This is a genomic window from Micromonospora sp. CA-269861 (assembly GCF_050948505.1).
In the GTDB taxonomy this organism is placed as follows: Bacteria; Actinomycetota; Actinomycetes; order Mycobacteriales; family Micromonosporaceae; genus Micromonospora.
On record NZ_CP192014.1, the window covers coordinates 1,608,333 to 1,632,827 of the forward strand.

A 24,495-nucleotide genomic window follows, 5' to 3' on the forward strand; every position below is an offset into this window, starting at 1 on the left:
CTCTATGGCGGGCCGTACCTCTCAGGCGAGCCGGCGACGCGGCGCGTCGCCGCGCGGTGGCACCAACAGTCGTGCCCGTCAGCCGGCGAAGAAGACCACCCGGGCTCCGGTCCGACGTCGCACCACGCCGCCCCGGCCCGGCCCGGCGGTCTACGTCGGCCGCGCGGTCGGCGCACTGTGGATGGGGCTGGCGCACGGCATGGGCTGGGCGGTGCGGGCCGCCGGCCGGCAGGCCGCCTCGGCCCGCGACCTCGACCCCGAGCACCGTCGAGACGGTGCGGGTCTGCTCATGTTCGGGCTCGCCCTGCTCTCCGCGGTGGCGCTCTGGCTGTCCGGGGCGGGGCCGGTGGGCGCCCAACTCGCCGACACGATCCGGCTGTTCCTGGGCGCGATCTCGGTGGTCGTCCCGGTGCTGCTGATGATCGGGGCGTGGCGGCTGATGCGTCAGCCGGCGGATCCGGAGCACCGGGGCCGTGGGCTGATCGGCTGGGGCTCGCTGCTCGTGTCGACCGCCGCGCTGCTCCAGATCGGTCAGGACCCGGCCGACCCCCTGCAACGTGACTTCGCGGGCGGCCTGGTCGGCGCGGGCGTCGGCGGGATGCTGGAGCGGGCGGTGACCGCCTGGGTGGCGGTGCCGCTGCTCATCCTGCTGCTGCTCTTCGGCCTGCTCGTGGTGACCGCGACGCCGATCAACAAGATTCCCGAGCGGCTGGGGCTGCTCGCCGGTGGCCTGGTCAGCACACCGGAGACCGGCGAGGAGGCGGACGAGCCGTCCGCCAAGCCGGCGCGCAGGCGACAGGCGAAGCGGATGCCTCCGCCACTGGACCCGGACGACTTCGAGGACCTGGACGGCGCGGACCTCCAGGAGACCATGGTGCTGCCGCGCAAGTCGCCGGCGAAGGTGCCGGCGAGCCGAAAGCCACCGGCCGAGCCGCCCGAGCACTCGCCCGCGCCGACCCGGGCCGAGCAGCTCGCGTTGACCGGGCTGGCCGGGGACTACACCCTGCCGCCGGCCAACATGCTCAGCGCCGGGGCCGCCGCGAAGACCCGAAGCAAGGCCAACGACGAGGTGATCGCCGCCCTGACCGGCGTGTTCGACCAGTTCGATGTGGACGCCGCGGTCACCGGCTTCACCCGTGGCCCGACCGTCACCCGTTACGAGGTGGAGCTGGGGCACGGCGTCAAGGTCGAGCGGATCACCCAGCTGTCCCGCAACATCGCGTACGCGGTGAAGTCGCCGGACGTACGGATCCTCAGCCCGATCCCGGGCAAGAGCGCCGTCGGCGTGGAGATCCCGAACACCGACCCGGAGAACGTCGCCCTCGGTGACGTGCTGCGTTCGCGGGCGGCGACCAGCGATCACCACCCGATGGTCGTGGCGCTCGGCAAGGACATCGAGGGCGGCTACGTGGTGGCCAACCTCGCCAAGATGCCGCACATCCTGATCGCCGGCGCCACCGGCGCGGGCAAGTCGAGCTGCCTCAACACCCTGCTGGTGTCCATCCTCACCCGGGCCACCCCGGACGAGGTGCGGCTGCTGCTGATCGACCCGAAGCGGGTCGAGATGACCGGTTACGAGGGCATCCCGCACCTGGTCACCCCGATCGTGACCAACGCCAAGAAGGCGGCCGACTCGCTGGACTGGGTGGTCCGCGAGATGGACATGCGCTACGACGATCTCGCCGCCAACGGGGTCCGGCACATCGACGACTTCAACCGCAAGGTCCGCAACGGCGAGATCAAGGCTCCGCCGGGCAGCGAACGTGAGATGCGTCCGTACCCGTACCTGTTGGTGATCGTGGACGAGCTGGCCGACCTGATGATGGTCGCGCCGCGCGACGTGGAGGACTCGGTCGTCCGGATCACCCAGCTGGCCCGAGCCGCAGGCATCCACCTGGTGCTGGCCACCCAGCGCCCCTCGGTCGACGTGGTGACCGGTCTGATCAAGGCGAACGTGCCGTCCCGGCTGGCGTTCGCCACGTCGTCCCTCGCGGACTCCCGGGTCATCCTCGACCAGCCGGGCGCGGAGAAGCTGCTCGGCCGTGGTGACGGGCTCTTCCTGCCGATGGGCGCCTCCAAGCCGGTCCGCATCCAGGGCGCCTGGGTCACCGAGCGCGAGATCGCCGATGTGGTGAAGTTCTGCAAGGACCAGCGTGAGCCGGAGTTCCGCAAGGACGTGCTGGCCCCGGCTCAGGAGAGCAAGAAGAAGATCGACGAGGACATCGGCGACGACCTGGACCTGTTGGTGCAGGCGGTCGAGCTGGTGGTGACCTCGCAGTTCGGTTCGACCTCGATGCTGCAGCGCAAGCTGCGTGTCGGTTTCGCCAAGGCGGGCCGCCTGATGGACCTGATGGAGACCCGCGGCGTAGTCGGGCCGTCCGAGGGGTCGAAGGCGCGCGACGTGCTGGTCAAGCCGGACGAGCTGGACGAGGTGCTGATGGGTCTGCGCGGCGACGAGGGCTGACCGACGGCCGACCCCGGACGCACGACGGGCCCGCCGGATTCCGGCGGGCCCGTGACGTGGGAAGCGATCAGTTGTTGATCAGAGCGCCGATGATCACCAGGCTGATGATCGCGGCTACCACGCTGGCAACAGCGGCGTACCAACCCAGCGGCTTGTCACCGAGCACCGCGCCGACGACGCCCGCGATGACGCCGAGCACGCCGAAGATGATCGGGTTGAGCAGCAGGGCCAGGACCGCGAAGACGAAGCCCACGATGGTGAGGATGCGGGCGGCGTTGCTGCGGGGACGGGCGGTGCTCGGCATGTCGGCCATGTCTTCCTCCGGGTGAGAGCCTGTCGTGACAGATCGATCACTACCCACTGTGGGCGCTGGTCACGCCTGCCGACGGGGCACCTCAGTGGAAGATCTTGAGACCGATCACGCCCGCGACCACCAGCAGGAGGCAGAGGATCCGGGGCAGGCTCGCCGACTCGCCGAGCGCCAGCATCCCGACCAGCGCGGTGCCGACCGCGCCGATGCCGACCCAGACCGCGTAGCCGGTGCCGACGGGGATGTCCCGGAGCGCGTACGACAGCCCGGCCATGCTCAGGAGCAGGGTCACCGCGAACACCACGGACGGGATCAGCCGGCTGAAACCGGCGCTGCGGTCCAGGGCGATCGCCCAGGCCGTCTCCAGCAGTCCTGAGATCACCAGTACGAGCCAGGCCATCGTTCACCTCACCGGGAGCGCCCGGGGCTGCCGCGCCGGGACGAGTCGAGTCTGCACGTCACGCGGGGCGTCTTGGCCTGACCGGGTACGCCCACCACTCGTCCGGAGCGGCCACGACCATCCGGGCCACCGGTCTCGACGCTAGCACCGACCCGGGCGGCGTGGCGGTGACCATCGCCACCGCCCGTTGACCTCTACCTGACTTCAACTTGCAGTATCGGCAGCATGACCATGCTCTACGCCGACCCCGAGGTCGCCGCCGCGCTGGACGCCGCCACCACGGTCGACGCCATGCGCGCCGCCCTCCTGGCCGCGTACGAGGGACGCCTGATCGCGCCGCCCCGGGCCGCCGCACCGCTGGACGGCGGGCGGATGGTCCTCACCGCCGGGCACCTGGTCGGCGAGTGGTACGGCTTCCGCTCGTACGACACCTTCGGGCACCCGCAGGGCGAGCAGTTGGTGGTGCTGCACGACGCCCGGACCGGGGCGGTCCGGGCGGTCGCGGTCGGCGAGGAGCTGGGCTCCCGTCGTACCGGAGGGTTGGGGGGCCTCGCGGTCGACGCGCTGGCCCGTCCGGACGCCGCCACCCTCGCGGTGATCGGCTCCGGCCGGCAGGCGTGGACCCAGGTCTGGGCCGCCGCCGCTGTCCGCCCGTTGCGCGAGGTGGTGGTGCACAGCCGGTCCGCCGCTCGCCGGGAGGCCTTCGCCGCCCGGGTCCGTGCCGAACTGGGCGTGCCGGCCCGCGCGACTGCCGACCCGGGCTCGGCCGTCGCCGGGCGGGACGTGGTGGTCCTGGCGACCACCAGCCCGACCCCGGTGCTGCACGCCGCCGACCTCAGCCCCGGCACCCACGTCAACGCGGTCGGCTTCAAGCAGCGCGACCGCAGCGAGTTCGGCACCGACCTGCTGGACACCGCCGACCTGCTGGTCACCGACTCGCCGGCCCAGGCGGCGGACTACCAGCCGCCGATGCTCGCGGCCACACCCCCGTACTCCGGGCGGTTGCGCGACCTGGGCGGCATCCTGGCCGGCGCGGTCACCGGCCGGACCACAGCGGACCAGGTCTCCGTCTTCTGCTCCACCGGCCTGGCCGGCACCGAGGTGTTCCTGCTCGACGCGCTGACCAGGGTGGCCGCGGCGGCCCGCTGACCGCCCGCCGGTCGGCGGGACTGGCCGAACAGTGGACCACCGCCTGAGCGACCGGGCGGGTCGCCGGTCCGGCGAAACGATCATGATGAGGGTGCCCGTCGCGACCGCTGGCGGAGCAACCCGAACGTGAGGTGCCATGGTCCTCGGGCTGGTACTGGACATTCGATTGATCGACCTTCCCGACCCGGTCATCGAGATCGGCCTGCCGGTCGCGGGTCTCGCCCTCTGGGCAGTGGTCTACGGGCTCACCCTGCTGACCAGCCGACCCTCAGTCGTGCGCGCGGCCCCGGGCACCATGGATCTCCCCGGCGCGGAACCCCCGGCCGTGGTCAGTCTGCTCGTCAACAGGTGGCGGTACACGCCGGACGCCGCCGACAGCACAGTGCTCGACCTCGCCGCGCGCGGCTACCTGGAGCTGCGCCAGGCCGACCCGGACCCCCGGCACACCACGGTGCACCTGACCGGCCGCGCCACCGACGATCTCAACGCGTACGAGCAACAGGTCTTCGACCGGGTCGCCGAGCGCGCGGTCGACGGGGTGGTACCGCTGACCGCCCTGGGTTTCGCCGACGCGGGACGGTCCGCCGCGTGGTCCAGGCGGCTGCGCCAGGCCGTCGTGGCCGACGCCCAGCGGCGCGGGCTCTCCCGCACGCGGTCCTCCCGCCCGCTCGTCGTGCTGCTCACCATGCTCGGTGCTGTCGTCGCCGCCGGGGTGGGTGTGGGCAGTTGGCACTACGTGGATCGCGTCGGCCAGGACACCTTCGGCGTCGTCGCCGCGTTCTTCGTCCCCCTGGCCGGGCTCGTCAGCCTCGCGCGCCGGGACCTGGGTGAGCGGGACACCCCGGCCGGTCACGCTGCCGCCGCCCGCTGGCTGGGGCTACGCGCCGCGCTCGCCCAGCACGAGAGCTTCGGCGACCAGCCGCCCGCCGCCGTCGCGGTCTGGGGCCGTCGCCTGCCGTACGGCGCGGCGCTCGGTCTCACCCGCGTGGCCTCGCACGTGATCGACCTCGGGGTGGCCGACCGCCGGCGGCTCTGGTCGTCGTACGGGGGCGGGTGGCGGCAGGTCGACGTCAGCTATCCGAGCGGGCTCCCCCGGTACGGTCGGGCGCTCGGCTGGATCGTCTTCCAAGGGCTGATCGCCGCCGTGCTGGGCTGGACATTCGTCCGGCTGGCCGGCGGGTCGTTGGTCACCGCGGCGCGGCCGTCGTCCGGCGGGTCGCGGCTGGCCGACCTGAACCCGGTGACGCCCGGCATCGTCCTGCTGGGTCTCGCGCTGCTCGGTCTCGCCGGCTACCTCCTCCTCCGGGCGCTCCTCGACCTGGTCACCCCCACCACTGTCAGCGGTGAGGTGCTCTGGCACGAGGTGTGGCAGCGGCAGGCGTCGGACGACGGGCCCGGCCGGATCATCAACCACTACCTGGTCGTCGACGACGGGCACGCCGAGAGCCTCCGCGCCTGGATCCTGCCGAGGCAGATCGCCGGGGAGTGCCGGCTCGGTGACGTGATCACCGCCCAGGTCCGGCCGTGGACCCGGCGGGTGCTGGGGGTGACCCTCCAGCGCGCCGCACCCGAGCCCGCGCCGCCGAGTGAGCCCGCGCCGCAGCCCGACGGTGTGGGCTGAGCGACCTCCACCGGGCCGCCGGCCGCCCGCGTGCGTGGGCTTCCCCGGCTGGCCCGGTACCCTCGGATGGTGTCTGCCACCTCTCCTTCTCCCGCTGACCACGCCGAGGGCCGTCGCGTCGCCCTGCTGACCCTGGGCTGTGCCCGCAACGAGGTCGACTCGGAGGAGCTGGCCGCCCGCCTGCACGCCGACGGCTGGCAGGTGACCACCGACGGCGAGGGCGCCGACGTGGTGGTCGTCAACACCTGCGGTTTCGTGGAGAAGGCCAAGCAGGACTCGATCCAGACCCTGCTCGCCGCCGCCGGCACCGGCGCCAAGGTGGTCGCCGCGGGCTGCATGGCCGAGCGGTACGGCCGGGAGTTGGCCGACAGCCTGCCCGAGGCGCAGGCGGTGCTGAGCTTCGACGACTACCCCGACATCGCCGCCCGGCTGAACGCCGTCGTCGCCGGCGAGCAGATCACCGCGCACACCCCACGGGACCGGCGCGAGCTGCTGCCGCTGACCCCGGTCCAGCGCCGTGACAGCGGGGTGTCGCTGCCCGGCCACGGCACGGTGACCCGCACCGTCGTCGACACCGACGAGCACACCCCGGCGCACCTGCGTCAGGTGCTGCGCCGACGGCTCGACACCGGTCCGGTGGCCTCGCTGAAGCTGGCCAGCGGCTGCGACCGCCGCTGTGCGTTCTGTGCCATCCCGGCCTTCCGGGGTGCCTTCGTCTCGCGTACGCCGGACGAGCTGCTCGCCGAGGCGGAGTGGCTGGCCAAGACCGGCGTACGGGAGCTGGTGCTGGTCAGCGAGAACTCCACCTCGTACGGCAAGGACCTGGGTGACCCGCGCGCTCTGGAGAAGCTGCTGCCGCAGCTCGCCGCGGTGACCGGCATCGTCCGGGTGCGGGCGAGCTACCTGCAGCCGGCCGAGACCCGGCCGGGGCTGGTCGAGGCGATCGCCACCACCCCGGGCGTGGCACCGTACTTCGACCTGTCGTTCCAGCACTCCAGCGAGCCGGTGCTGCGCCGGATGCGGCGTTTCGGCTCCACCGACCGGTTCCTGGAGCTGCTGGCGAGCGCCCGCGCCCTGGCCCCGGACGCGGGCGCCCGGAGCAACTTCATCGTCGGTTTCCCCGGCGAGACCCGCGCCGACGTCGACGAGCTGGTCCGGTTCCTGACCGAGGCCCGGCTCGACGCGATCGGCATGTTCGACTACAGCGACGAGGACGGCACCGAGGCCGCCGGCCTGCCCGGCAAGGTCTCCGCCGCGACGATCAAGCGGCGCTACGACCGGCTCAGTGCCCTCGCCGACGAACTCTGCTCGCAGCGGGCCGAGGACCGGCTCGGCTCGACCGTCGAGGTGCTTGTCGACTCGATCGAGGACGGTGTGGTGGAGGGCCGGGCGGCCCACCAGGCGCCGGAGGTGGACGGTTCCACCACCCTGGTCGCCCCGGCCGAGGGTGGGGTCGACCTGGCCGCGCTGCGCCCGGGTGATCTGGTGCGCGCAACGGTGACCGGCACCGAAGGGGTGGACCTGCTCGCTGTGCCGGATGAGATGATCTCGGCGGCGCCCGGCGCGGCACGGTGACGGCGGGCCCGAGCGGAGCGGGGGAGCCAGGTGGTGCGGTGCCGGGAACGCCACGGCGGCCCGAGCGGAGTGCGGCGGTGACCGGGGCGACGGAGTCGACGCCGGCCCGGGTGGTGGCCGTGGTGCCCGTCGTCAACGCGGCCAACGCGCTGACCGCCCTGCGGCTGGTGCTGGTGCCGGTCTTCGCCGCCTCGGTGATCATGTCCGGGATGACCCACGCCGGTTGGCGGATGGCGGCCTGCCTGATCTTCGCGGTGGCCTCGGCGACCGACCTGGTGGACGGCTGGATCGCCCGCCGATTCGGGCTGGTCACCTCGGTCGGCAAGGTGGCCGACCCGATCGCCGACAAGGCGCTCACCGGCGCCGCGCTGGTGCTGCTCTCCTGGTACGACCAACTGCCCTGGTGGGTGACCGCGCTGATCCTCGTCCGCGAGCTGGGCATCACCGGGCTGCGGTTCTGGGTGATCCGGCACGGTGTGATCGCTGCCAGCCGAGGCGGCAAGGTCAAGACCGCGCTCCAGATCCTGGCCATCGCCTGGTACCTCTGGCCGATGCCGGCCGCGCTGGCCGCCGTCGGCCCCTGGATCATGGCCGCCGCGGTCCTGGTCACGGTCGCCACCGGCTTCGACTACATAGCCCAGGCCGTCCGCCTCCGCCGCCGCCCCCGCTAACCCCCACCCCTTACCGCCGTTGATCATGAGGTTATTGCCATCCCGCGCGGCGTGTCGTGACGCTAACTTCATGATCGACGCGATTGGGTCGTGTGGGGGGTTGGGGACCGGTGGGTGGGGAAGGACTGGTTGGGGTGTCGGCGGACGGGGCTGAGGTGGGCGGTGCGGCGGCGGGGGTCGTGCACCGGTTGGCCGAGCGGCACGAGACCCTGGCCACAGTCGAGTCGCTCACCGGCGGGTCGCTTGCCGCTTCGATCGTGAACATCGCCGGGGTCAGCGCGGTCTACCGGGGCGGCCTCGTGGTCTACGCCACCGAGTTGAAGGCGACCTTGGCTGGCGTACCCGTCGATCTGCTGTCCGAGCGGGGGCCGGTGGACCCGGAGGTGGCGGCGGCGCTCGCCGAGGGCGGCCGGCAGCGGTGCGGCGCGGACTGGGGGCTGGCCACCACCGGAGTCGCCGGCCCCGAGCCGCAGGACGGGAAACCCGTCGGCCTGGTCTACGTCGCGGTCGCCGGCCCGAACGGCGGTGCGGTCCGCCAGCTCGACCTGGTCGGCGGGCGGGACCACGTCCGCGCGGCGGCGGTGATCGAGGCGTTGCGGCTGCTCGCCGAGCGGCTGGCCACCGCGACATCGTGATCGACAGGGCCGAAGCGGTCAGAGCCACCCAAGCCGACCCCACACGGGCGGCGGCGCGCCCCGGGGAGGCCCGCCCCCGGCGAACCGACGGGCGGGGCGGGATGTCGCCCGGGCCCGCAACGGGTACGGTTGCGGGAAGGCTCCGACGTTCGGGGTCGGCGCGGTCCGCCGCGACCGGCTGCCCAGCGCCGGGCGCGAGGTATCCCTCAGGGGGAGGTGCGATGATCCTGCTACGCCGGGTGATCGGTGACGCACTGCGAGCGCGCCGGCAGGGCCAGCAGCGCACGCTGCGTGAGGTCTCCACCGCCGCCAACGTCAGCCTGGGTTACCTCTCCGAGATCGAGCGGGGGCACAAGGAGCCGTCGAGCGAGTTGCTCGCCGCGATCTGTGACGCCCTCGGCGCCCGCCTGTCCGAGCTGCTGCGGGAGGTGAGCGACACCGTGGCGCTCGCCGAGCAGATGCCCGAGGTGCTCGTCTCGATGCAGGACGAGCCGGCCGACGCCGCAGCCAAGAACACCAACCGGGGGGTCCGCCAGGTCACCTCCGACGGCAAGGTCGCTGTCTCGGTCCGTCAGGACTCGCCGCTGAAGGCCACGCTGCGCAGCACCCGGGTCCGCCCGACCGAGCGCGACCGGGACGTGGTCTGCGCCGCCTGAGCCGCCGATCCGTTCGACCATGGGCTGGCTGGCCCCGGCCGCGTAGGGTTGCTCGCAGGAGCCGCCGGTGCTGTCGACCGCCCGGTACGGATGCCTCGTTGGCGTTCGGCTGGGACGATGGAGACCGGCCGGTCACGGTCGGTCGGTTCAGCCGGCCCGGCCGTGGTGGAGCGACGCTACTGAGGGGATACCACGGAGATGGCGAACCCGTTCGTCAAGGGTTGGAACTACCTGATGGCGCTCTTCGGTGCGAAGATCGACGAGCATGCCGATCCCAAGGTGCAGATCCAGCAGGCCATCGAGGATGCCCAGCGGCAGCACCAGGCGCTGGTCCAGCAGGCAGCCGCGGTGATCGGCAACCAGCGTCAGCTGGAGATGAAGCTGTCCCGGCAGATGACCGAGGTCGAGCGGTTGCAGGGCAACGCCCGGCAGGCCCTGGTGCTGTCCGACCAGGCCCGGGCCAAGGGCGACGAGGCCGAGGCGGTGCGGTTCGAGCAGTCCGCGCAGACGCTGGCCAGCCAGCTCGTCTCCGCCGAGCAGGCCACCGAGGACCTGAAGACCCTGCATGACCAGGCGCTGGGTGCCGCCGCCCAGGCCCGCCGAGCGGTCGAGAACAACTCGATGATCCTCCAGCAGAAGCTCGCCGAGCGCACCAAGCTGCTCAGTCAGCTGGAGCAGGCCAAGATGCAGGAGACGGTGGCCCGCTCACTGGAGTCGATGTCGTCGCTCACCGCGCCCACCAACACCCCGTCGCTGGACGAGGTGCGCGACCGGATCGAGCGGCGGTACGCCAACGCGATGGGTCGCGCCGAACTGGCCGGCAACTCCGTCGAGGGCCGTATGTTGGAAATCCAGAAGGCCACCATCGACTCGGCCGGCTCCGCCCGGCTGGAGCAGATCCGGTCCAGCATGGCGGGGGAGCAGCTCGGCGGCGCGGCCCAGCGGCAGGCCGTGCCGCAGGCCGAGAAGACCGGCCCGGCCAACGACCCGACGGCCGCCGCCCGGTTGGACGAGCTGCGCGCCAGCATGGCCCGCGAGCGGGGCACCGGCGACCCGACCGCCGCCGGCTGAACGACCGGACCGAGGGGGCCACTGTGGCAGACGAGCGGACACGGTACTTCCGAAGGCTGGGTCGGCTTCGCCGGTCGGCCCGACGGTGGAGCGTGCTGGCCGGTGGGCTCGGCGGCGCGGCGGCGGTGCTGACTCCGTACGCCGGCCTTGGTCTGCCCGACGCGGCCTGGGCGGGTGCTGCGGGCAGTGCGGTGGCGCTCGCCGCCTGGCGCTGGATCGACGTGCGTGCCCTGGCCGCCCAGCCGGCGCCCCCGCGCTCGACCCGGCCGAGGCGGCGGCCCGTTCGCGGGCCAGGTTGATCGCCGCCGTCGAGCGGCTGCCGGTCGGCCCGGGCGTGCTCGCCGAGGTGCGCCGGGTCCGTTCCCGGATCGCCCTGCGCGGCACCAGCGCCGGGGAGCAGTGGGCCCGACTGGACCGGGCGGCGCTCACCCTGGCCGGAATGGCCCCCGACTCACCGGGCTGGCCGAACCTGCGGTGCTGGAGGCTGCCGCCGCCGACCGCTCGCTGCGCGACCTGGCCGCACGGGTGGCGAGCGTCGAACGTGCGCTGCGGCTGGCCCCGGCCGACGCCCGGCCGCCGCTGGCCGAGGCGCACGCCGCGCTGACCGCTCAACTGGAGGGCGGGGTGGCGGCGTACGAACGGCTGGTGGTCGCCGCGGCCGGCTATCTGGCCGAGGACTCCCGACCGGAGACCGCCCACCCGGCCGCCGACCGGCTCACCGAGGCGACCGATCTGCTGCACGGGGTCGCCGGGGCCCTTGCCGAGCTGCGCGCCGTCGGCACCCCGCTGCGCGCGCCGACGCGCTGACGGCGCACGCCCACACCCCGCGCCGACACGCGCACGGCGTACGCCCCGCGACCCCGCGCCGAGTCCGCGCGGCCGGTCACGGTGGTGTCGTCACCAGGACCGGTCCGGTGTACGGCGAGGTGCCCACGACGTTGAACGACCGGATCCGGTAGTGGTAGGTCACGCCCCGGGACAGCCCCGTGTTGGTGAAGCCGCGGCCGGTCACCGTGAAGGTGGCCACCTCGCTGTCGAAGGCCGGGTCGAGGGCCCGCTGCACGGTGAACCCGGACCCCGGGCCTCCGGGTGTGCTCGCCGCCCAGGCCAGGATCACCGTCGCGGTGTCCGGCCCCGGTGCGGTGGCGGTGGCGCTCACCCCGGTGGGGGTGCCCGGCGCGGGTGGTGAGGTCACCGTGGCGACAGTCGACCACGCCGAGGCGGCGCCCAGGTAGGTGGTCCGCACCCGGTAGTAGTACGTGGTGTCCGGTGCGACTGTCGCGTCCAGGTGGTTGTCGCCGACCCCGATCGCCGTGGTGCCCGGGCCGCTGGTGAACGTCGGGTTGGTGGCCCGTTGCACGTCGATGCCGGTGGCGAACGACCGGTTCATCCAGCGCAGCGCCACGCGTAGCGGCGCGGCCGGCGGGAGCGTCGCGACCAGACCGCTCGGCGCGGCCAGGTGCACCGAGGCGGGCACGCCGTTCGACCAGGACGAGTAGCTGACCGCGTTCTCGGCCCGGATCCGGTAGTGGTACGTCACCCCGGGGGTGACTGTCGCGTCGGTGTAGCGGGTGGCGGCGGCCGCGACGGTGATCGTGGTGACCTCGCCGCCGAAGGTCGCGTCGGTGGCCCGTTGCAGCAGGTGGCTGGTCGCGGGCGGTCGCCCGCCGTTGCTGGTCCAGGCCAGGGCGATCGCGGGTAGCGCGGTGGCCGAGCCGGGCACCGGTGTGGCGGTCAGCCCGGTCGGTGCCTTCGGCGACACCCGCAGTACCAGCGGTCGGGTCATCCCGCCGTCGCGGTGGCCGGCGAGTTGGCTGTGCCAGCGGTACTCCCAGCCCAGGTTGACGAGTTGGTTGACCACCGTGGCGGGTCGCCCGTCGGCCGGGCTGACCGGCGTCGACCCGGTCCGGGCACCGGCGGGGCGACAGGGGTCGAGCAGACGGACGCTGTCACCCAGCTTGAACGGCAGCGCCGGCGCGACCGGGCGCAGCGCGACCAGCACGTCCTCCCGAGGGTTGACCCGGATGATTCCCTTCCAGCCCAGCTCGCTGCCGTGCGGGAGTCGCACTGTGCCGTCCCAGCCGACCCGGTTGATCACCTGCACGTCGCAGCCGCCGATGTGCAGCGGCTCGGTCTGCCGCACGTTGCCGCTGATCCGCCAGAGCTGCGTGCCGTCGGTGGGGGCGCCCACCGGCACGGCGGGGTCGGTGGCGAAGAGCACCTCGGTGACCGGGTCGGCCGCACCGAGCGGCAGCGTCATCGGGTCGAGCGGCCCGGCGTGCGGGTGCCCGACACCGAGCCGGCCCGCCAGCCGGCCGTGGTCCGGTTCGAAGATCTGCTGTGCGGCCTTGACCGCGATCGGCAGGGTCACCGGGCCGGCGCCGGCCGTCGGGTTGAACGTCACAGTGGTGGCGTGCACCGGAACCGTCGTCCGCGCCGCCGTCCGGGTCCCGAACGCCGGGTCGTACGCCGGTTGCGGGACGATCGGCGGGCGCTGGCTCGCCGCGTACGCCTGGGGCAGCCGCTCACGCAGCCGGCTCAGGTCGTACGGCGGCGCCGGCGTCCCGGTGACCCGGAACTGGAGCAGGGTGCGGGTGTTCGGGCCGTACCCCGGTTCGGTCGGGGGTGGGCCGCCCTCGGCGCTGCGGTCCGGGGCGTCGGTGTGCTGGTCGTAGCGGCTGTCGAAGCCGGGCAGCGGGGCCGGGGCGTCGTTGTACAGGATCAGCGTGCTGCCCGGCGGCACGGCGGAGAAGTCGACGAGCACGTCGGCCCGTTCGCCCGGGGCGAGCAGCAGAGTGTGCCCGTCGACGTTCAGCACTGTCGGGTCGAGCCGGTCGTAGCGGTAGCCGATCGGTCGGTTCGGCAGCACCACCGGCGCGGGCAGGAGGCCTGCCTCGTTGCCGATCTGGATGAACTCCGGGCCGGCGGCGCGCGGGTCCGGCACACCGCCGTCGCGTCCGTCGGTCGGCCACCCCGCCGGACGGTCCGCCGCGCGCGCCGCCGGCACCATCGGCACCTCACCGGCGTCGGGGTCGGCGAGCACGCCGTCGGCCGTCCACATCGCCGTGTCGGAGCAGGCGCGGTAGAGCTGGAGGTTGAGGCTGCGGTCCAGGCAGGCGTTGAGGATCCGGAACCGGTACGCGCGCGGTCGCACCTCCAGGTACGGGTACGCGACGCCGTTGACGAGCGGGGTGTCGCCGTACGCCCCGGGGACGGCCGACGGGTGCGGTACGCCGGGGCTCAGCGGCGGCTCGTCCGGCGCGCCGACCGGGTCGTGGTACGGGTTCGGCACCCAGCCGTCGGTGCGGGCGTCGTCCGGGGCGGAGTTGCGGGACCAGGGGCCGTAGTCCCACCGGCCGGTGGGGTTGCGTCCGCCGGAGGAGTACGGGTTCTGCCGGGGTTGGTAGACGTGCGGGTGCCAGAGGCTGCCCCGGGCGCCCCAGCGCTCCCGGTCCCACGTCGGGTCCTCGGCGGCGAGTTGGGTGTCGTCCGGAACGAACGTCTTGTCCTCGACCACCAGCGGCACCTGGTCGGCCGGCAGCACCGCGTCGGCGACGAGCTGGTCCTCGGCCGGGTCGGTGAGCAGGTAGAGCGCGAGCTGTCCGCCGTAGACGGTGAGCCGGGCCAGGCCGAGGGTGTTGTCGTGGAACCACAGCAGCCGGCCGCTCTGCTCGTTCGGGAAGTAGAGGGTGGTGGCCCCGGCGCCGGGCGCCGGCATGTCCGGCACGTGGGCCAGGCCGGGCCCGGTCGGGTACGGGGTGATCTCCCCGGCCGGGGTGATCCACTGCCCCGGGTTGCCGGTGCTGGTCCAGCCGGTCTGCGCCCCGGCCAGGTGCAGCACGGCCCGGTTCTGCGGGTACGGCGCCGGCCCGTCCAGTGGGCCGAGGCCGGCCCCCTCGACGGTGTCGTCGACCGGCAGGAACAGCTCGCCGGCCCGACCGGTGGGGAGCTGGTTGATGAACTTCACCCGGACCGGTCGACCCCGCCGGGCGAGGATCATCGGCCCGAGGTGCCAGGGGCGCTCCGGAGGCGCCACCGTGTTGTGTCCGGCCGGGTCGGTGCCCAGGTTGAGCTGCCGGTAGCCGCGCAGCCGGGTGGCCGGGAGGTCCCGGTGCAGCCGCTGGGCGTACTCCTGGAGACCTATCTCGTAGTAGTCGCAGCCCGGATAGCTGATGGTGTCCGGTGCTGCCACCGGCAGGTGGCTGCCGAGATCGCCGCGGCCCGGCTGGCCGGGGACGGGCAGCGGGTCGATGAACTTGCGCAGCCCGGTGCCGGCCGCCACCCGCCCGTCGGGGTCACGCGTCGGGCGAGGGCTGTGGGCGAAGTTCGGCACCGGACCGAAGTAGCGGGGCACGACGGCCGGGTCCAGGCTCGGCGTCGCAACTGCCTCCTCGGCGGTACGCGCGGCCGGCACGGACGCCGTCCGCCCGTCGGCGGGGGCGTCGGTGTCGCGGATGGTCCGCTCGAAGAAGGTGGAGCGGAGTCTGCGGAACATCGCCATGACTCTCCCCGGTTCGGGGCGCGAGGTCCGTCACCCCGGCGTGGGGACCTCGGCACTCTGCTGACGGTCGGTGAGCGCTTAACCGCAGCATGCGACTCCGGCGGCCAGTTAGGAATTACCCAATCGTCCGTTTCTGTGCTGGGTCTCGTTCTGCGCGAGCCTGGTCAGCCGGACGGCGGCGGATCCGGGTGCTCGGGCTGGCAGACCGGGCACCAGTAGGTGACCCGTTCGCCCAACTCCTCCTTGCGGATGGCGGTGCCGCAGCGGCGGCAGGGCTGGGCGCGGCGGCCGTACACGTAGCTGGTCTGCCCCCGGTGCAGCGAGCCGGTGCTGCTCTGCGTCCACCGACCACGGTTGGCGGCGAGCAGCCGCTGGGCGAGGGCCACCAGGCCCGGCAGGTCGGGCACCGCGCCCACCGGGGTCCACGGTGACACGCCGCGCAGGAACAGCACCTCGCACTTGTAGAGGTTGCCCACGCCGGCCAGGTTGCGCTGGTCGAGCAGCGCCTCGCCGATGGTCTGCTCCGGGTGGTCGGCGAGCCGGCGGACCGCCTCGGCCGGGTCCCAGTCCGGGCCGAGCAGGTCGGGGCCGAGGTGGCCGACCAGTTGGTCCTCCTCGGCGGTCGGCACCAGGGTCAGGTCGTGCAGGTGGTAACCGACAGCGACAGCGCCGGGGCTGCGCAGCACCACCCGGATCAGGTGCGCGGGTCGGCCGGTCCAGCGTTCCCCCGGGGCGTACGCCCGCCAGGCGCCGTCCATCCGCAGGTGGGAGTGCAGGGTCCAGTGCGCCCCGGTCGGGGCGTTGAGCCGCAGCAGCAGGTGCTTGCCCCGGCTTGCCGACTCGCGGACGGTCCAGCCGGTGAGGTCCGTGGTTGCCAGCTGCGGCACCCGGAAGTCACTGCCAGTGATCCGCGTGCCGGCCAGCGCGCGGTGCAGCACGCGCGCGGTGTTCCAGACGGTGTCGCCTTCGGGCACCCTGCCATCCTCCCTCTTTCGAGCAAGATTCGCATGTGTCGCTATTTGTACACAGGTTCCTCATGATCTCCTGACATGCGAAGGTCAGGGGGTTCTGAGGAGAATGCCCATGACGCGACCTCGTTGTCGTATCCCATCCGTCGCCCTCATCGCCACCCTCACGCTCCTGCTCACCGCAGCGCTCCTGCCCGCCACCGGCACTGTGCCGGCGGCATCCAGCGGCGCTCCGATCGCCTTCGTCGCCGCCGCACCCGACGACGAACGGTGGAGCGCCGACATCACCGTCGTCGACCGCGACGATGTCAACGTCCGGCGCACCGCCGCCGGCCTACGACTGCGGGAGGTCCGGCCCACCGGGCGCGGCGCCCGCAGCCCGCACAGCGCGGTCGCCGAGGGGATGCTGCTGACCGCTCCCCGCACCCTCGCCCGGCCGGCCACCCGGGTCCGCGCCGAGATCAACGCCGCGGTCCCGACCGGGGCGACAGTGGAGGCGCAGGTCCGCGGTTGGCGGGCCGCAGGCTGGACGGAGTGGCGGACGGCCACCGCCGGCGTGGTCTTCGACCGGCCGGTCACCCGGGTACAGACCCGGGTGGTGCTCACCGCCCCCGACCGCGGCGCCACGGCGACGGTACGGGGCGTGCAGCTCACCGCCGACGCGAACGCCGCCGTGTCCGCCGCCACGCCCGGCCGCACCTACCGGGTGTACGCCACCCGGATCGGGCTGGTCGGTGAGGTGACCGCCAACGGCCGGACCGTGCAACCCCGGGACCACTTCGCGGCGCTGCCGTCGCGGCGGGGTCTCTCCCCGATCAACACCGGCGACTACACGGTGCGGGTCTGCACCACCAACGGCTCCCGCTGCGAGTACGCCCCGGTCTGGGACGTCGGGCCGTGGAACACCCGCGACGACTACTGGAACCCCTCGTCGGTCCGGGAGAACTGGAAGAACCTGCCGCAGGGCCGGCCCGAGGCGCAGGCCGCGTACCAGTCCGGCTACAACGGCGGACGGGACCAGTTCGGGCGGACCGTACTCAACCCGGCCGGCATCGACCTGGCCGACGGTACGTTCTGGGACGGGCTACGACTGACCACGAACGCCTGGGTGGACGTCGCCTATCTGTGGACCGGAGGCGGGCCGCGCGGCGTGGTGGGTGACGGGCCGCTCAACATCCGCACCGGGGCCAGCACGTCGTACGCGACGCGGGGCCTCGCCGCCCGGCTGGCCCACGTGCCGATCCAGTGCTACGTGACAGGTCAGTCGGTCGCCGGCCCCTACCGCACCACCACCCGCTGGAACCGTCTGGCCAGTGGCCAGTACGTCAGCCACGCGTACATCTCCAGCGTGTACGGCGGCAGCGTGCCGGTCTGCTGAACCACGCTCACCCCGTCGGGCGCCGCGTCAGCGTCAGGGGCGCTCGTCGGGGCGAGCCGTCCGCACCATGTCCTGGTAGCGGGGGTGGCTGGCGCCGTAGACGGCGTAGTTGAGGCGGGCGTGCGAGAGGCTCAGGTCGCCGTTGGGGCCACCCCGGACGGCATCGGCGTCGGCGTCGGTCTGGCCGTCGTCGGTCCAGAAACAGACGGGGCAGGTCCCCCCGCCGGTTTGGGATGCACAACAGGGACAGCCCACAGGAACCACATGCTCACCCACCGGAGAAGCATTCCACAGTCGAACATCAGCCCGATACCCGCAGGAGGTCCCCCGGAGACACCGCGAGGAGGTCCGCGGCCCGCCCGCTGTTGACCGCGACCGCGACCAGACCGGCCGAGTCGACGTACGCCACCAGGTCGCCGGCCGGAGCGTCGCCGAAGGTCCGTCCGTGCACCGCCGCACGAGCCGGTACCGGTCCCGGGGGACCCACCCGGAGCGTGGCAGGCAGCGGTTCGAGCAACGCGGCCGGTGCGGCCAGTTGGACGTTGCCGAAGTGGTCCACTGTCAACACCTCGGCCGTGAACCCGTCGGCGTCCCGCGTCACCGTCGGAGTCGGTAGCCGTACCAGCCCGGCCGGGTCGACAGGTGGGCCCGCCTCCGCCAGCGGCGCGCCGAGCGCCAACCGGGCCGCCACCGGCGCGAAGACGTCCCGGCCGTGGAACGTGCTGGACACCCGGGTGGCCAGCCAGCGCGGCTCGGTCAGCTCGACCGCGGCGGTCACCCCACCGAGCGCGTCGGCCGCGTCCAGCAGCAACCCGTTGTCCGGGCCGACCAGCAGCCCGCCCGGGGTGGCCAGTGCGATGCCCCGTCGGCTGGTGCCGACGCCCGGATCGACCACCGCCACGTGCACTCCCACCGGCAGGTACGGCACGGCCTGCGCCAACACGGCGGCGCCCCGCCGGACATCCGCCGGCGGCACCAGGTGGGTCACGTCGATCACCCGGGCGGCCGGCGCGATCCGGGCGACGACCCCGTGGCAGGCGGCTACGAAGCCGTCGGTGAGGCCGTAGTCGGTGGTCAGCGAGATCCAGGGCACGGCGGACATGCCCGCAGGCTAGTAGAACTGGGCTGTGCTGGCGGATACGGGACAGCGCAGTAACCGACCGGCCCCTCCCGCCGCCGGATGGCGTTGGGCAGACTGCCCTGGTGACAACTCGGAACCTCCCCGCAGTCGGAATCCTGCTGGTCGCCGTCGCCCTCACCGCCGGCTGTGGCAGTGACGACGACGGCAGCCCGAACGCGAACCCGTCCGTCTCGTCCGAAGCGGCCCCGACCGGTCCGCCGACGCCCCCGGCCTCGCCCAGTGCCGACGGAGCGACCTCGCCGCCGGCGGGGGCGCAGGGCACGACGCAGCGGCGGCCGGCCAGCGCGCCGCCGGTGGTGCTGCCCAAGCGCCCGGCCAGCGCCCCCGGGGCGAAGCAGGTCGTCGAGGCCTTCCGGGCGGCCGGCCTGAAGGTCCCGCGCCCGAAGGACCGCTCGGTCGACTGCGGGCCGGACGGCCTCGGCCTGGGCTGCTCCGAGCTGATGGCCACCGACGCCGTCACCGTCTACGTGTTCCCGGACGAGACAAGCGCCAGTGACATCGCGGAGACCTGGGGCGGCCAGTCGTACCAGCGTGGCGCGGTGGTGCTGAACTACCTGGAGGCGAAGACCCCGGCCGCCGACCGCCCGCGCTACGAGAAGGTGCTCAACGGCCTCCGCTGAGCACCGAGCCGTGCCCGCGACGACCCTGGGCTGGTCAACCACGCAGGCGGAGGCCGCGGGGGGTGGCCCGGAAGCCGGCGGCGGTCAGCGCGTCACGCAGCGGCGAGGAGTGCACCGCCTCGCCGTCGGCCCGCTCCACCGACATCGCGCCCAACGCCCCGGAGTGGACGGCGTCGGCGAGCGCCTTGCCGGCCGCGGCGAGCGTGTCGGTGTCGTCGTTGAAGGAGAGCAGCGTCCGGCCGCCGCGCTCGACGTAGAGGACGAGGTCGCCGCCGACCTGCACCACGAGGGCGCCCGCCTACGACCGGCCCGGTGCCCGGTCGCCGGGGCGGCCCCGTCGCCGGAGTCGACCACCCGTTCCGGCCAGGGCAGCGCCGCGCCGTAGGGGTTGGCCGGGTCGGTCGCGGCGAGCACGGTGGCCGCCGCGCCCCGGCCCCGGGCGCCGTCGGCCGGCTCGGCCAGCGCGCGCAGCCGGTCCACCGCACCGGGTACGGCGAACTGCGCCGCGCCGAGCCCTTCGACGAAGTAACCCCGGCGGGCCGCACCGCGCTCCTCCAGCGCCGACAGCACCGGGTAGACCGCCGAGAAGCCGCCGACCACCTGCTCGGCCATCACCGCTCCCCGGGTGACCACCCCGTGCCGCTCCAGCAGCAGGTCGGCGAGTGCGGCGGCCCGCCGGGTCGGGTCGAGGTCCCGTTCCGGGAGGCGTGACCAGCGGCCGGCGACCGTCGGCGGGCCACCCCGGGTCGGCAGCGCCACCCGACCGGGCCGCCGGTAACGGGTGCGGGGCGCTGACGGCCGGGAGCGGTGCGCGCCCCCGGCGCCGAGCACCGCGCGCAGCGGGGCGAGGGTGTCGTTGCTGAGGTGCCCCGCCCAGACCAGGTCCCAGATCACCCCGGTCAGCGCGGCGTCGTCGGTCGAGCCGACCCGGTCGGCCAGTGGGCGGAAGAACAGCGCCTGCCCGTCGCCGAGCGCGTCGAGCACCGCGTCGTGCAGCGGAGTGCGGGTCAACGCCTCGTCGGGCGGTGGGAGCAGCAGTGGCGCGGCGTCCGCGTACGCCAGGGTGACCCAGCCGTCACCTCCGGAGATCGCGCCGGACCCCGCCCAGAGCACCTCCCCGCTCGCGCACAACTCGTCGAGCTGGGCGGGGGAGTAGTCCGCGACCCGTGCGGGCAGCACCAGACGTTCCAGGGCGGACGCCGGCACCGCCGCGCCCTGCAACTGCTCCACAGTGGCGGCGAGCGCCTCCACACCTCGGGCGGACGAGCCGACCTGCTGCCAGCGGGGCAGGAACGTCGCCAGCGCCCGGGGCGGCACGGGCTCGATCTCGCGGCGCAGCGCCGCGAGCGAACGGCGGCGCAGCATCCGCAGCACCTCGGCGTCGCACCACTGGGCACCCGCCGAATCCGGTGTGAACTCCCCGGAGACCACCCGCCCGGTGGCGCCGAGCCGGCGCAGCGCCTGCTCGACGACGAACACCCCGAGCCCGAAGCGGGCCGCGCAGCTGGCCGCGGCGAACGGCCCGTGGGTGCGGGCGTAGCGGGCCACCAGGTCACCGAGCGGATCGGCCACCGGGGCGAGGTACGCCTCGGCCACCCCCATCGGCAGCGCCACGCCGAGGGCGTCGCGCAGGCGGGCGGCGTCCTCGACGCCCACCCAGCGCTGCTCGCCCGCGATCCGGACGCGCAGCACCCGGCGGGTCGCCTCCAGCTCGCTGAGCCACGACTCCGGTGCGCCCCGCTCGGTCAACTCGGCGTCGCTGAGGTCACCGAGCACCCGCAGCAGCTCGACGACGTCCTCGGCGTCGCGGGGGCGGCGCTGCTCGGTCAGCCACCGCAGCTGCCTGTCGGTCTCGGCGAGCACCGCCGGGTCGAGCAACTCCCGCAGGTCGACCCGGCCGAGCAGCTCGCCGAGGAGCGTGGAGTCGAGGGCGAGCGCGGCGGCGCGGCGCTCGGCGAGCGGGGCGTCACCCTCGTAGAGGAACGCGCCGACGTAGCCGAAGAGCAGCGACCGCGCGAACGGGGACGGCGCGCTGGTCTCCACCTCGACCAGCCGTACCTTGCGGGTGGCCAGGTCGCGCATCAGCCCGGCCAGCGCCGGCTGGTCGAAGACGTCCTGAAGGCACTCCCGGGCGGCCTCCAGGGTGACCGGGAAGTCCGCGTACTCGCGGGCGACGTCGAGCAGTTGCGCGGCGCGTTGCCGTTGCTGCCAGAGCGGCTGGCGGCGGCGGGGGTCGCGGCGCGGCAGCAGCAGCGACCGTGCGGCGCACTCCCGGAAACGGGCGGCGAAGAGGGCGGAGGTGCCTACCGACTCCTCCACGAGCTGGGTGATCTCGTCCGGCTCGAAGACCACCACGTCGGCGCCGGGGGGTTCGTCGGCGGTGTCCGGAAGTCGCACCACTATGCCGTCGTCGGAGGGCATCACCTGGGCGTCCACCCCGTACCGTTCGGCCAGCCGGCGGCCCACCGCGAGCGCCCACGGTCCGTTCACCCGGGCGCCGAGCACGCTGTGCACGGCCAGCCGCCAGTCACCCAGCTCGTCGCGGAAACGCTCGACCACGACGGTGCGGTCGTCGGGCAGCGAGCGGGTGGCCTCCCGCTGCTCGCGCAGGTAGGCCATCAGGTTGCCGGCGGCCCAGTCGTCCAGCCCGCCGTCGCGCAGCGCCGAAAGTGCCGCCTCGTCGGTCTGCCGCAGCAGGGTGCGCACCCGGGCGCCGATGGCCCGGCCCAACTCAACCGGCCGACCCAGCTGGTCGCCCTTCCAGAACGGCATCCGCGCGGCCTGCCCCGGTGCCGGCGAGACCAGCACCCGGTCAGGGGTGATCTCCTCGATCCGCCAGGAGGAGGAGCCGAGCAGGAAGACGTCGCCGACCCGGGACTCGTAGACCATCTCCTCGTCCAGCTCGCCGACCCGAGCGGCGCGCTCGGCCCCGGCCAGGAAGACCCCGAACAGGCCCCGGTCCGGAATGGTGCCGCCGCTGGTCACCGCGAGTCGCTGCGCGCCGGGTCGGCCGGTGAGCTGGTCGGTGGCCCGGTCCCAGACCAGTCGTGGGCGCAGCTCGGCGAAGGCCGTGGACGGGTAGCGGCCGGAGAGCATGTCCAGTACGGCGTGCAGCGCCGAGTCGGGCAGCTCGGCGAAGGGCGCGGCCCGCCGGACCAGCACGGACAGGTCGCCGAGCGCCCACGGCTCCAGCGCCACCATCGCGACGATCTGCTGGGCCAGCACGTCCAGTGGGTTGCGTGGGTAGTGCAGCTCCTCGATCGCGCCCTCGGTCATCCGCTCGGCGACCACCGCGCAGGAGAGCAGATCGCCGCGGTGCTTGGGGAAGACCACCCCACGGGAGACGGCGCCCACCTGGTGCCCGGCCCGGCCGACCCGTTGCAGCCCGGCGGCCACGCTCGGCGGCGCCTCGATCTGCACCACCAGGTCGACCGCGCCCATGTCGATGCCCAGCTCCAGGCTGGAGGTGGCCACCACCGCCGGGAGCTGGCCGGACTTGAGCGCCTCCTCGATGTGCTTGCGCTCCTCCCGGGAGACACTGCCGTGGTGGGCGCGGGCGATCACGGGTGCCGCGCCGGTGGCCGCGCCGGACTGGGCCATCACCTCGGCCGGCGGCCGGTTGCGCACCGGACCAGCGGGGCCACCCCAACGCTGCGCGCCGGCCGCCGGGCCGTCGTCGGCTGCCGGGTCGTCGCCCGCCGGCAACCCCTCCGGTACGCCGATCGCGTCCTCGCCCGACGCGGATGCGGCCACCGCCTCGGCGGCCAGCTCGTTGAGCCGGGCGCAGAGGCGCTCGGCGCTGCGGCGGGAGTTGGTGAAGACGATCGTCGAGCGGTGCTGCCCGATGAGGGTGAAGACCCGCTCCTCCACGGCCGGCCAGATCGACGCCCGACGTGGCCCGGGGCCGCCGAGGTCGTCCTCCGGTGGCTGCTCCTGCTCGTCCAGGCGGGTCATGTCCTCCACCGGGACCTGCACGCTGACCTCGATGGTCTTCGGGGTGGCCGGTTGCACCACGTCGACCGGGCGGGCGCCGCCGAGGAACTGCGCGCAGGCGTCGATCGGCCGGACGGTGGCCGAGAGGCCGATGCGCTGCGCCGGGGCGGGCAGCAGCTCGTCGAGGCGTTCGAGGGAGAGGGCGAGGTGGGCGCCGCGTTTGCTGCCGGCCACCGCGTGCACCTCGTCGACGATCACCGTCTGGATGCCGCGCAGCGAGTCGCGAGCCGCGGACGTGAGCAGCAGGAACAGTGACTCGGGCGTGGTGATGAGGATGTCGGGCGGGGTGCGGGCGAAGGCTCGTCGCTCGTCGGCGGGCGTGTCGCCGGTGCGCATGCCGACGGTGATGTCGGGCGGTGCGACGCCCAGTCGGGTGGCGGCCTGCCGGATGCCGGCCAGCGGGGCGCGCAGGTTGCGCTCCACGTCGACGGCGAGGGCCTTGAGTGGGCTCACGTAGAGCACGCGGCACCGCTGGCGGGCCTCGGCCGGTGCCGGCTCGCGGGCGAGGCGGTCGAGGGACCAGAGGAAGGCCGCGAGCGTCTTGCCCGATCCGGTGGGCGCCACCACGAGCGCGTTACGACCGGCGGCGACCGACCGCCAGGCGCCGGTCTGTGCGGCGGTCGGGGCGGCGAAGGCGTTGTCGAACCAGGCGCGGGTGGCCGGGCCGAACCCGGCGAGCACCGCGCCGGCGTCTGCGTCTGCCCCGGTCACCGGTCCATCGTGCCCCGTCGGTCCGACATCCACGAGGAGCTGACGGCGGAATGAGCCCGGGAACGGCAAAAAGCGTGGAACGTGCGCTTAATACGTTAAGTCTCACTTAACTGCTTGCTTCTGAGGAGCAACATAAAGTAACTTCACTCGCAACGCGACCCGGGGTGAGGGGATTTGATGGCCGGCGAGCAGCGCACCGTCGAACCGGGCACCGACGTGCTGATTCGCAAGGTCGACAGCCACCTCGCCGCGCTCCGCGCCGGCCTGCACGGCCCCGAGCTCGAGCTCGCCGAACGTCTCGCCCGCTGCCTGCGTGAGTTGGTCCTCTGCACCGCCCAGGCCAGCGCCGCCGACCGGGGTCAGGTCCGTGTCGCCGTGCACTACTTCGTGCTGCGTCGCGAGAGCCGCGGTCGCCTGCTCTCGGTGCGGTCGTTGACCGCCGCCGAGCGGGTGGTCGACCGGGTCGCCCGCCAACTCGGCCGTACCGACCTGCTGGCCGAGCTCCGCCGCGACCGCCCCGCACCCGACGACGCGCAACCCCTCAACAGCGCCCTGTTGACCTGACGGCATCCGGCCACAGGCATCGCGCGGCGACGATCGGGCGAATTCTGGCAAAACCGCCCGGCGGAGG

17 protein-coding genes, 2 pseudogenes and 1 riboswitch are annotated in these 24,495 nt (G+C 73.8%); of the genes and pseudogenes, 12 read left to right on the top strand and 7 right to left on the bottom strand.

What is annotated here, in order from left to right; genetic code table 11:
* Positions 1-4 precede the first annotated feature (4 nt).
* Positions 5-2,464 (top strand): DNA translocase FtsK, encoded by a 2,460-nt coding sequence (locus ACQP0U_RS07415; RefSeq protein WP_433316949.1) that lies wholly within the window; start codon positions 5-7, stop codon positions 2,462-2,464.
* 67 nt (positions 2,465-2,531) lie between these two features.
* On the opposite strand, the gene ACQP0U_RS07420 is transcribed toward ACQP0U_RS07415, so the two are convergent.
* Both ACQP0U_RS07420 and sugE read right to left on the bottom strand, forming a co-directional pair.
* Positions 2,532-2,777 (bottom strand): hypothetical protein, encoded by a 246-nt coding sequence (locus ACQP0U_RS07420; protein WP_112586600.1) that lies wholly within the window; start codon positions 2,775-2,777, stop codon positions 2,532-2,534.
* An 82-nt stretch (positions 2,778-2,859) separates the two neighbouring features.
* Positions 2,860-3,174 carry a quaternary ammonium compound efflux SMR transporter SugE gene (gene sugE, locus ACQP0U_RS07425; RefSeq protein ID WP_124816787.1) on the bottom strand — a complete coding sequence of 105 codons (315 nt, stop codon included), beginning with the start codon at positions 3,172-3,174 and terminating at the stop codon, positions 2,860-2,862.
* A gap of 61 nt (positions 3,175-3,235) precedes the next feature.
* Positions 3,236-3,307, bottom strand: a riboswitch (guanidine-III (ykkC-III) riboswitch).
* Between the two features lie 92 nt (positions 3,308-3,399).
* Here sugE and ACQP0U_RS07430 point away from each other — a divergent pair.
* The 8 genes and pseudogenes from ACQP0U_RS07430 to pspM all read left to right on the top strand — a co-directional run bounded on the left by ACQP0U_RS07430 (position 3,400) and on the right by pspM (position 11,359).
* Complete coding sequence (locus ACQP0U_RS07430) at positions 3,400-4,323, top strand: ornithine cyclodeaminase family protein (RefSeq protein ID WP_433316951.1); 924 nt, start codon at positions 3,400-3,402, stop codon at positions 4,321-4,323.
* 136 nt (positions 4,324-4,459) lie between these two features.
* Complete coding sequence (locus ACQP0U_RS07435) at positions 4,460-5,944, top strand: DUF2207 family protein (RefSeq protein ID WP_433316953.1); 1,485 nt, start codon at positions 4,460-4,462, stop codon at positions 5,942-5,944.
* A 66-nt stretch (positions 5,945-6,010) separates the two neighbouring features.
* Positions 6,011-7,519, top strand: coding sequence for a 30S ribosomal protein S12 methylthiotransferase RimO (rimO, locus tag ACQP0U_RS07440; protein ID WP_091402051.1), 1,509 nt, complete (start codon positions 6,011-6,013; stop codon positions 7,517-7,519).
* A gap of 77 nt (positions 7,520-7,596) precedes the next feature.
* Positions 7,597-8,190, top strand: a complete 594-nt coding sequence (pgsA, locus tag ACQP0U_RS07445) for a CDP-diacylglycerol--glycerol-3-phosphate 3-phosphatidyltransferase (protein ID WP_433316955.1) — start codon at positions 7,597-7,599, stop codon at positions 8,188-8,190.
* Positions 8,191-8,315: 125 nt separating this feature from the next.
* Complete coding sequence (locus ACQP0U_RS07450; protein ID WP_433320671.1) at positions 8,316-8,825, top strand: CinA family protein; 510 nt, start codon at positions 8,316-8,318, stop codon at positions 8,823-8,825.
* 221 nt (positions 8,826-9,046) lie between these two features.
* Positions 9,047-9,481, top strand: a complete 435-nt coding sequence (locus ACQP0U_RS07455) for a helix-turn-helix domain-containing protein (RefSeq protein ID WP_433316957.1) — start codon at positions 9,047-9,049, stop codon at positions 9,479-9,481.
* A 198-nt stretch (positions 9,482-9,679) separates the two neighbouring features.
* Positions 9,680-10,552, top strand: a complete 873-nt coding sequence (locus ACQP0U_RS07460; RefSeq protein WP_357765930.1) for a PspA/IM30 family protein — start codon at positions 9,680-9,682, stop codon at positions 10,550-10,552.
* A gap of 23 nt (positions 10,553-10,575) precedes the next feature.
* Positions 10,576-11,359, top strand: a pseudogene (pspM, locus tag ACQP0U_RS07465) (phage shock envelope stress response protein PspM).
* Positions 11,360-11,435: 76 nt separating this feature from the next.
* Here pspM and ACQP0U_RS07470 read toward each other — a convergent pair.
* Positions 11,436-15,053 (bottom strand): hypothetical protein, encoded by a 3,618-nt coding sequence (locus tag ACQP0U_RS07470; protein WP_433316960.1) that lies wholly within the window; start codon positions 15,051-15,053, stop codon positions 11,436-11,438.
* Between the two features lie 164 nt (positions 15,054-15,217).
* Positions 15,218-16,027 (bottom strand): DNA-formamidopyrimidine glycosylase family protein, encoded by an 810-nt coding sequence (locus tag ACQP0U_RS07475; RefSeq protein WP_433316962.1) that lies wholly within the window; start codon positions 16,025-16,027, stop codon positions 15,218-15,220.
* Positions 16,028-16,136: 109 nt separating this feature from the next.
* Between ACQP0U_RS07475 and ACQP0U_RS07480 the strand changes: the two genes are divergently transcribed.
* Positions 16,137-17,399, top strand: a complete 1,263-nt coding sequence (locus ACQP0U_RS07480) for a hypothetical protein (RefSeq protein WP_433316964.1) — start codon at positions 16,137-16,139, stop codon at positions 17,397-17,399.
* A gap of 33 nt (positions 17,400-17,432) precedes the next feature.
* Here the strand turns inward: ACQP0U_RS07480 and ACQP0U_RS07485 are convergent, their stop codons facing one another.
* Together ACQP0U_RS07485 and ACQP0U_RS07490 are read right to left on the bottom strand one after the other, a co-directional pair.
* On the bottom strand, positions 17,433-17,675 hold the full coding sequence (locus ACQP0U_RS07485; RefSeq protein ID WP_433316966.1) for a CPCC family cysteine-rich protein: 243 nt from the start codon (positions 17,673-17,675) through the stop codon (positions 17,433-17,435).
* Between the two features lie 25 nt (positions 17,676-17,700).
* Positions 17,701-18,501, bottom strand: a complete 801-nt coding sequence (locus tag ACQP0U_RS07490; protein WP_433316968.1) for an SAM hydrolase/SAM-dependent halogenase family protein — start codon at positions 18,499-18,501, stop codon at positions 17,701-17,703.
* Positions 18,502-18,602: 101 nt separating this feature from the next.
* Between ACQP0U_RS07490 and ACQP0U_RS07495 the strand changes: the two genes are divergently transcribed.
* Positions 18,603-19,160 carry a hypothetical protein gene (locus ACQP0U_RS07495; RefSeq protein ID WP_433316970.1) on the top strand — a complete coding sequence of 186 codons (558 nt, stop codon included), beginning with the start codon at positions 18,603-18,605 and terminating at the stop codon, positions 19,158-19,160.
* 34 nt (positions 19,161-19,194) lie between these two features.
* Here ACQP0U_RS07495 and ACQP0U_RS07500 read toward each other — a convergent pair.
* Positions 19,195-23,864 (bottom strand): annotated as a pseudogene (locus ACQP0U_RS07500) (ATP-dependent helicase).
* A gap of 177 nt (positions 23,865-24,041) precedes the next feature.
* On the opposite strand from ACQP0U_RS07500, the gene ACQP0U_RS07505 reads away from it, so the two are divergent.
* A complete protein-coding gene (locus ACQP0U_RS07505) occupies positions 24,042-24,428 on the top strand; it encodes a hypothetical protein (protein ID WP_433316972.1) in 387 nt (128 codons plus the stop codon).
* Positions 24,429-24,495: the final 67 nt, after the last annotated feature.

Coding starts and splice junctions, on each gene's coding strand:
- ACQP0U_RS07415 (WP_433316949.1), top strand. CDS start 5: ATGGCGGGCCGTACCTCTCAGGCGAGCCGGCGACGCGGCGCGTCGCCG.
- ACQP0U_RS07420 (WP_112586600.1), bottom strand. CDS start 2,777: ATGGCCGACATGCCGAGCACCGCCCGTCCCCGCAGCAACGCCGCCCGC.
- sugE (WP_124816787.1), bottom strand. CDS start 3,174: ATGGCCTGGCTCGTACTGGTGATCTCAGGACTGCTGGAGACGGCCTGG.
- ACQP0U_RS07430 (WP_433316951.1), top strand. CDS start 3,400: ATGACCATGCTCTACGCCGACCCCGAGGTCGCCGCCGCGCTGGACGCC.
- ACQP0U_RS07435 (WP_433316953.1), top strand. CDS start 4,460: ATGGTCCTCGGGCTGGTACTGGACATTCGATTGATCGACCTTCCCGAC.
- rimO (WP_091402051.1), top strand. CDS start 6,011: ATGGTGTCTGCCACCTCTCCTTCTCCCGCTGACCACGCCGAGGGCCGT.
- ACQP0U_RS07455 (WP_433316957.1), top strand. CDS start 9,047: ATGATCCTGCTACGCCGGGTGATCGGTGACGCACTGCGAGCGCGCCGG.
- ACQP0U_RS07460 (WP_357765930.1), top strand. CDS start 9,680: ATGGCGAACCCGTTCGTCAAGGGTTGGAACTACCTGATGGCGCTCTTC.
- ACQP0U_RS07470 (WP_433316960.1), bottom strand. CDS start 15,053: ATGGCGATGTTCCGCAGACTCCGCTCCACCTTCTTCGAGCGGACCATC.
- ACQP0U_RS07480 (WP_433316964.1), top strand. CDS start 16,137: ATGACGCGACCTCGTTGTCGTATCCCATCCGTCGCCCTCATCGCCACC.
- ACQP0U_RS07490 (WP_433316968.1), bottom strand. CDS start 18,501: ATGTCCGCCGTGCCCTGGATCTCGCTGACCACCGACTACGGCCTCACC.
- ACQP0U_RS07505 (WP_433316972.1), top strand. CDS start 24,042: ATGGCCGGCGAGCAGCGCACCGTCGAACCGGGCACCGACGTGCTGATT.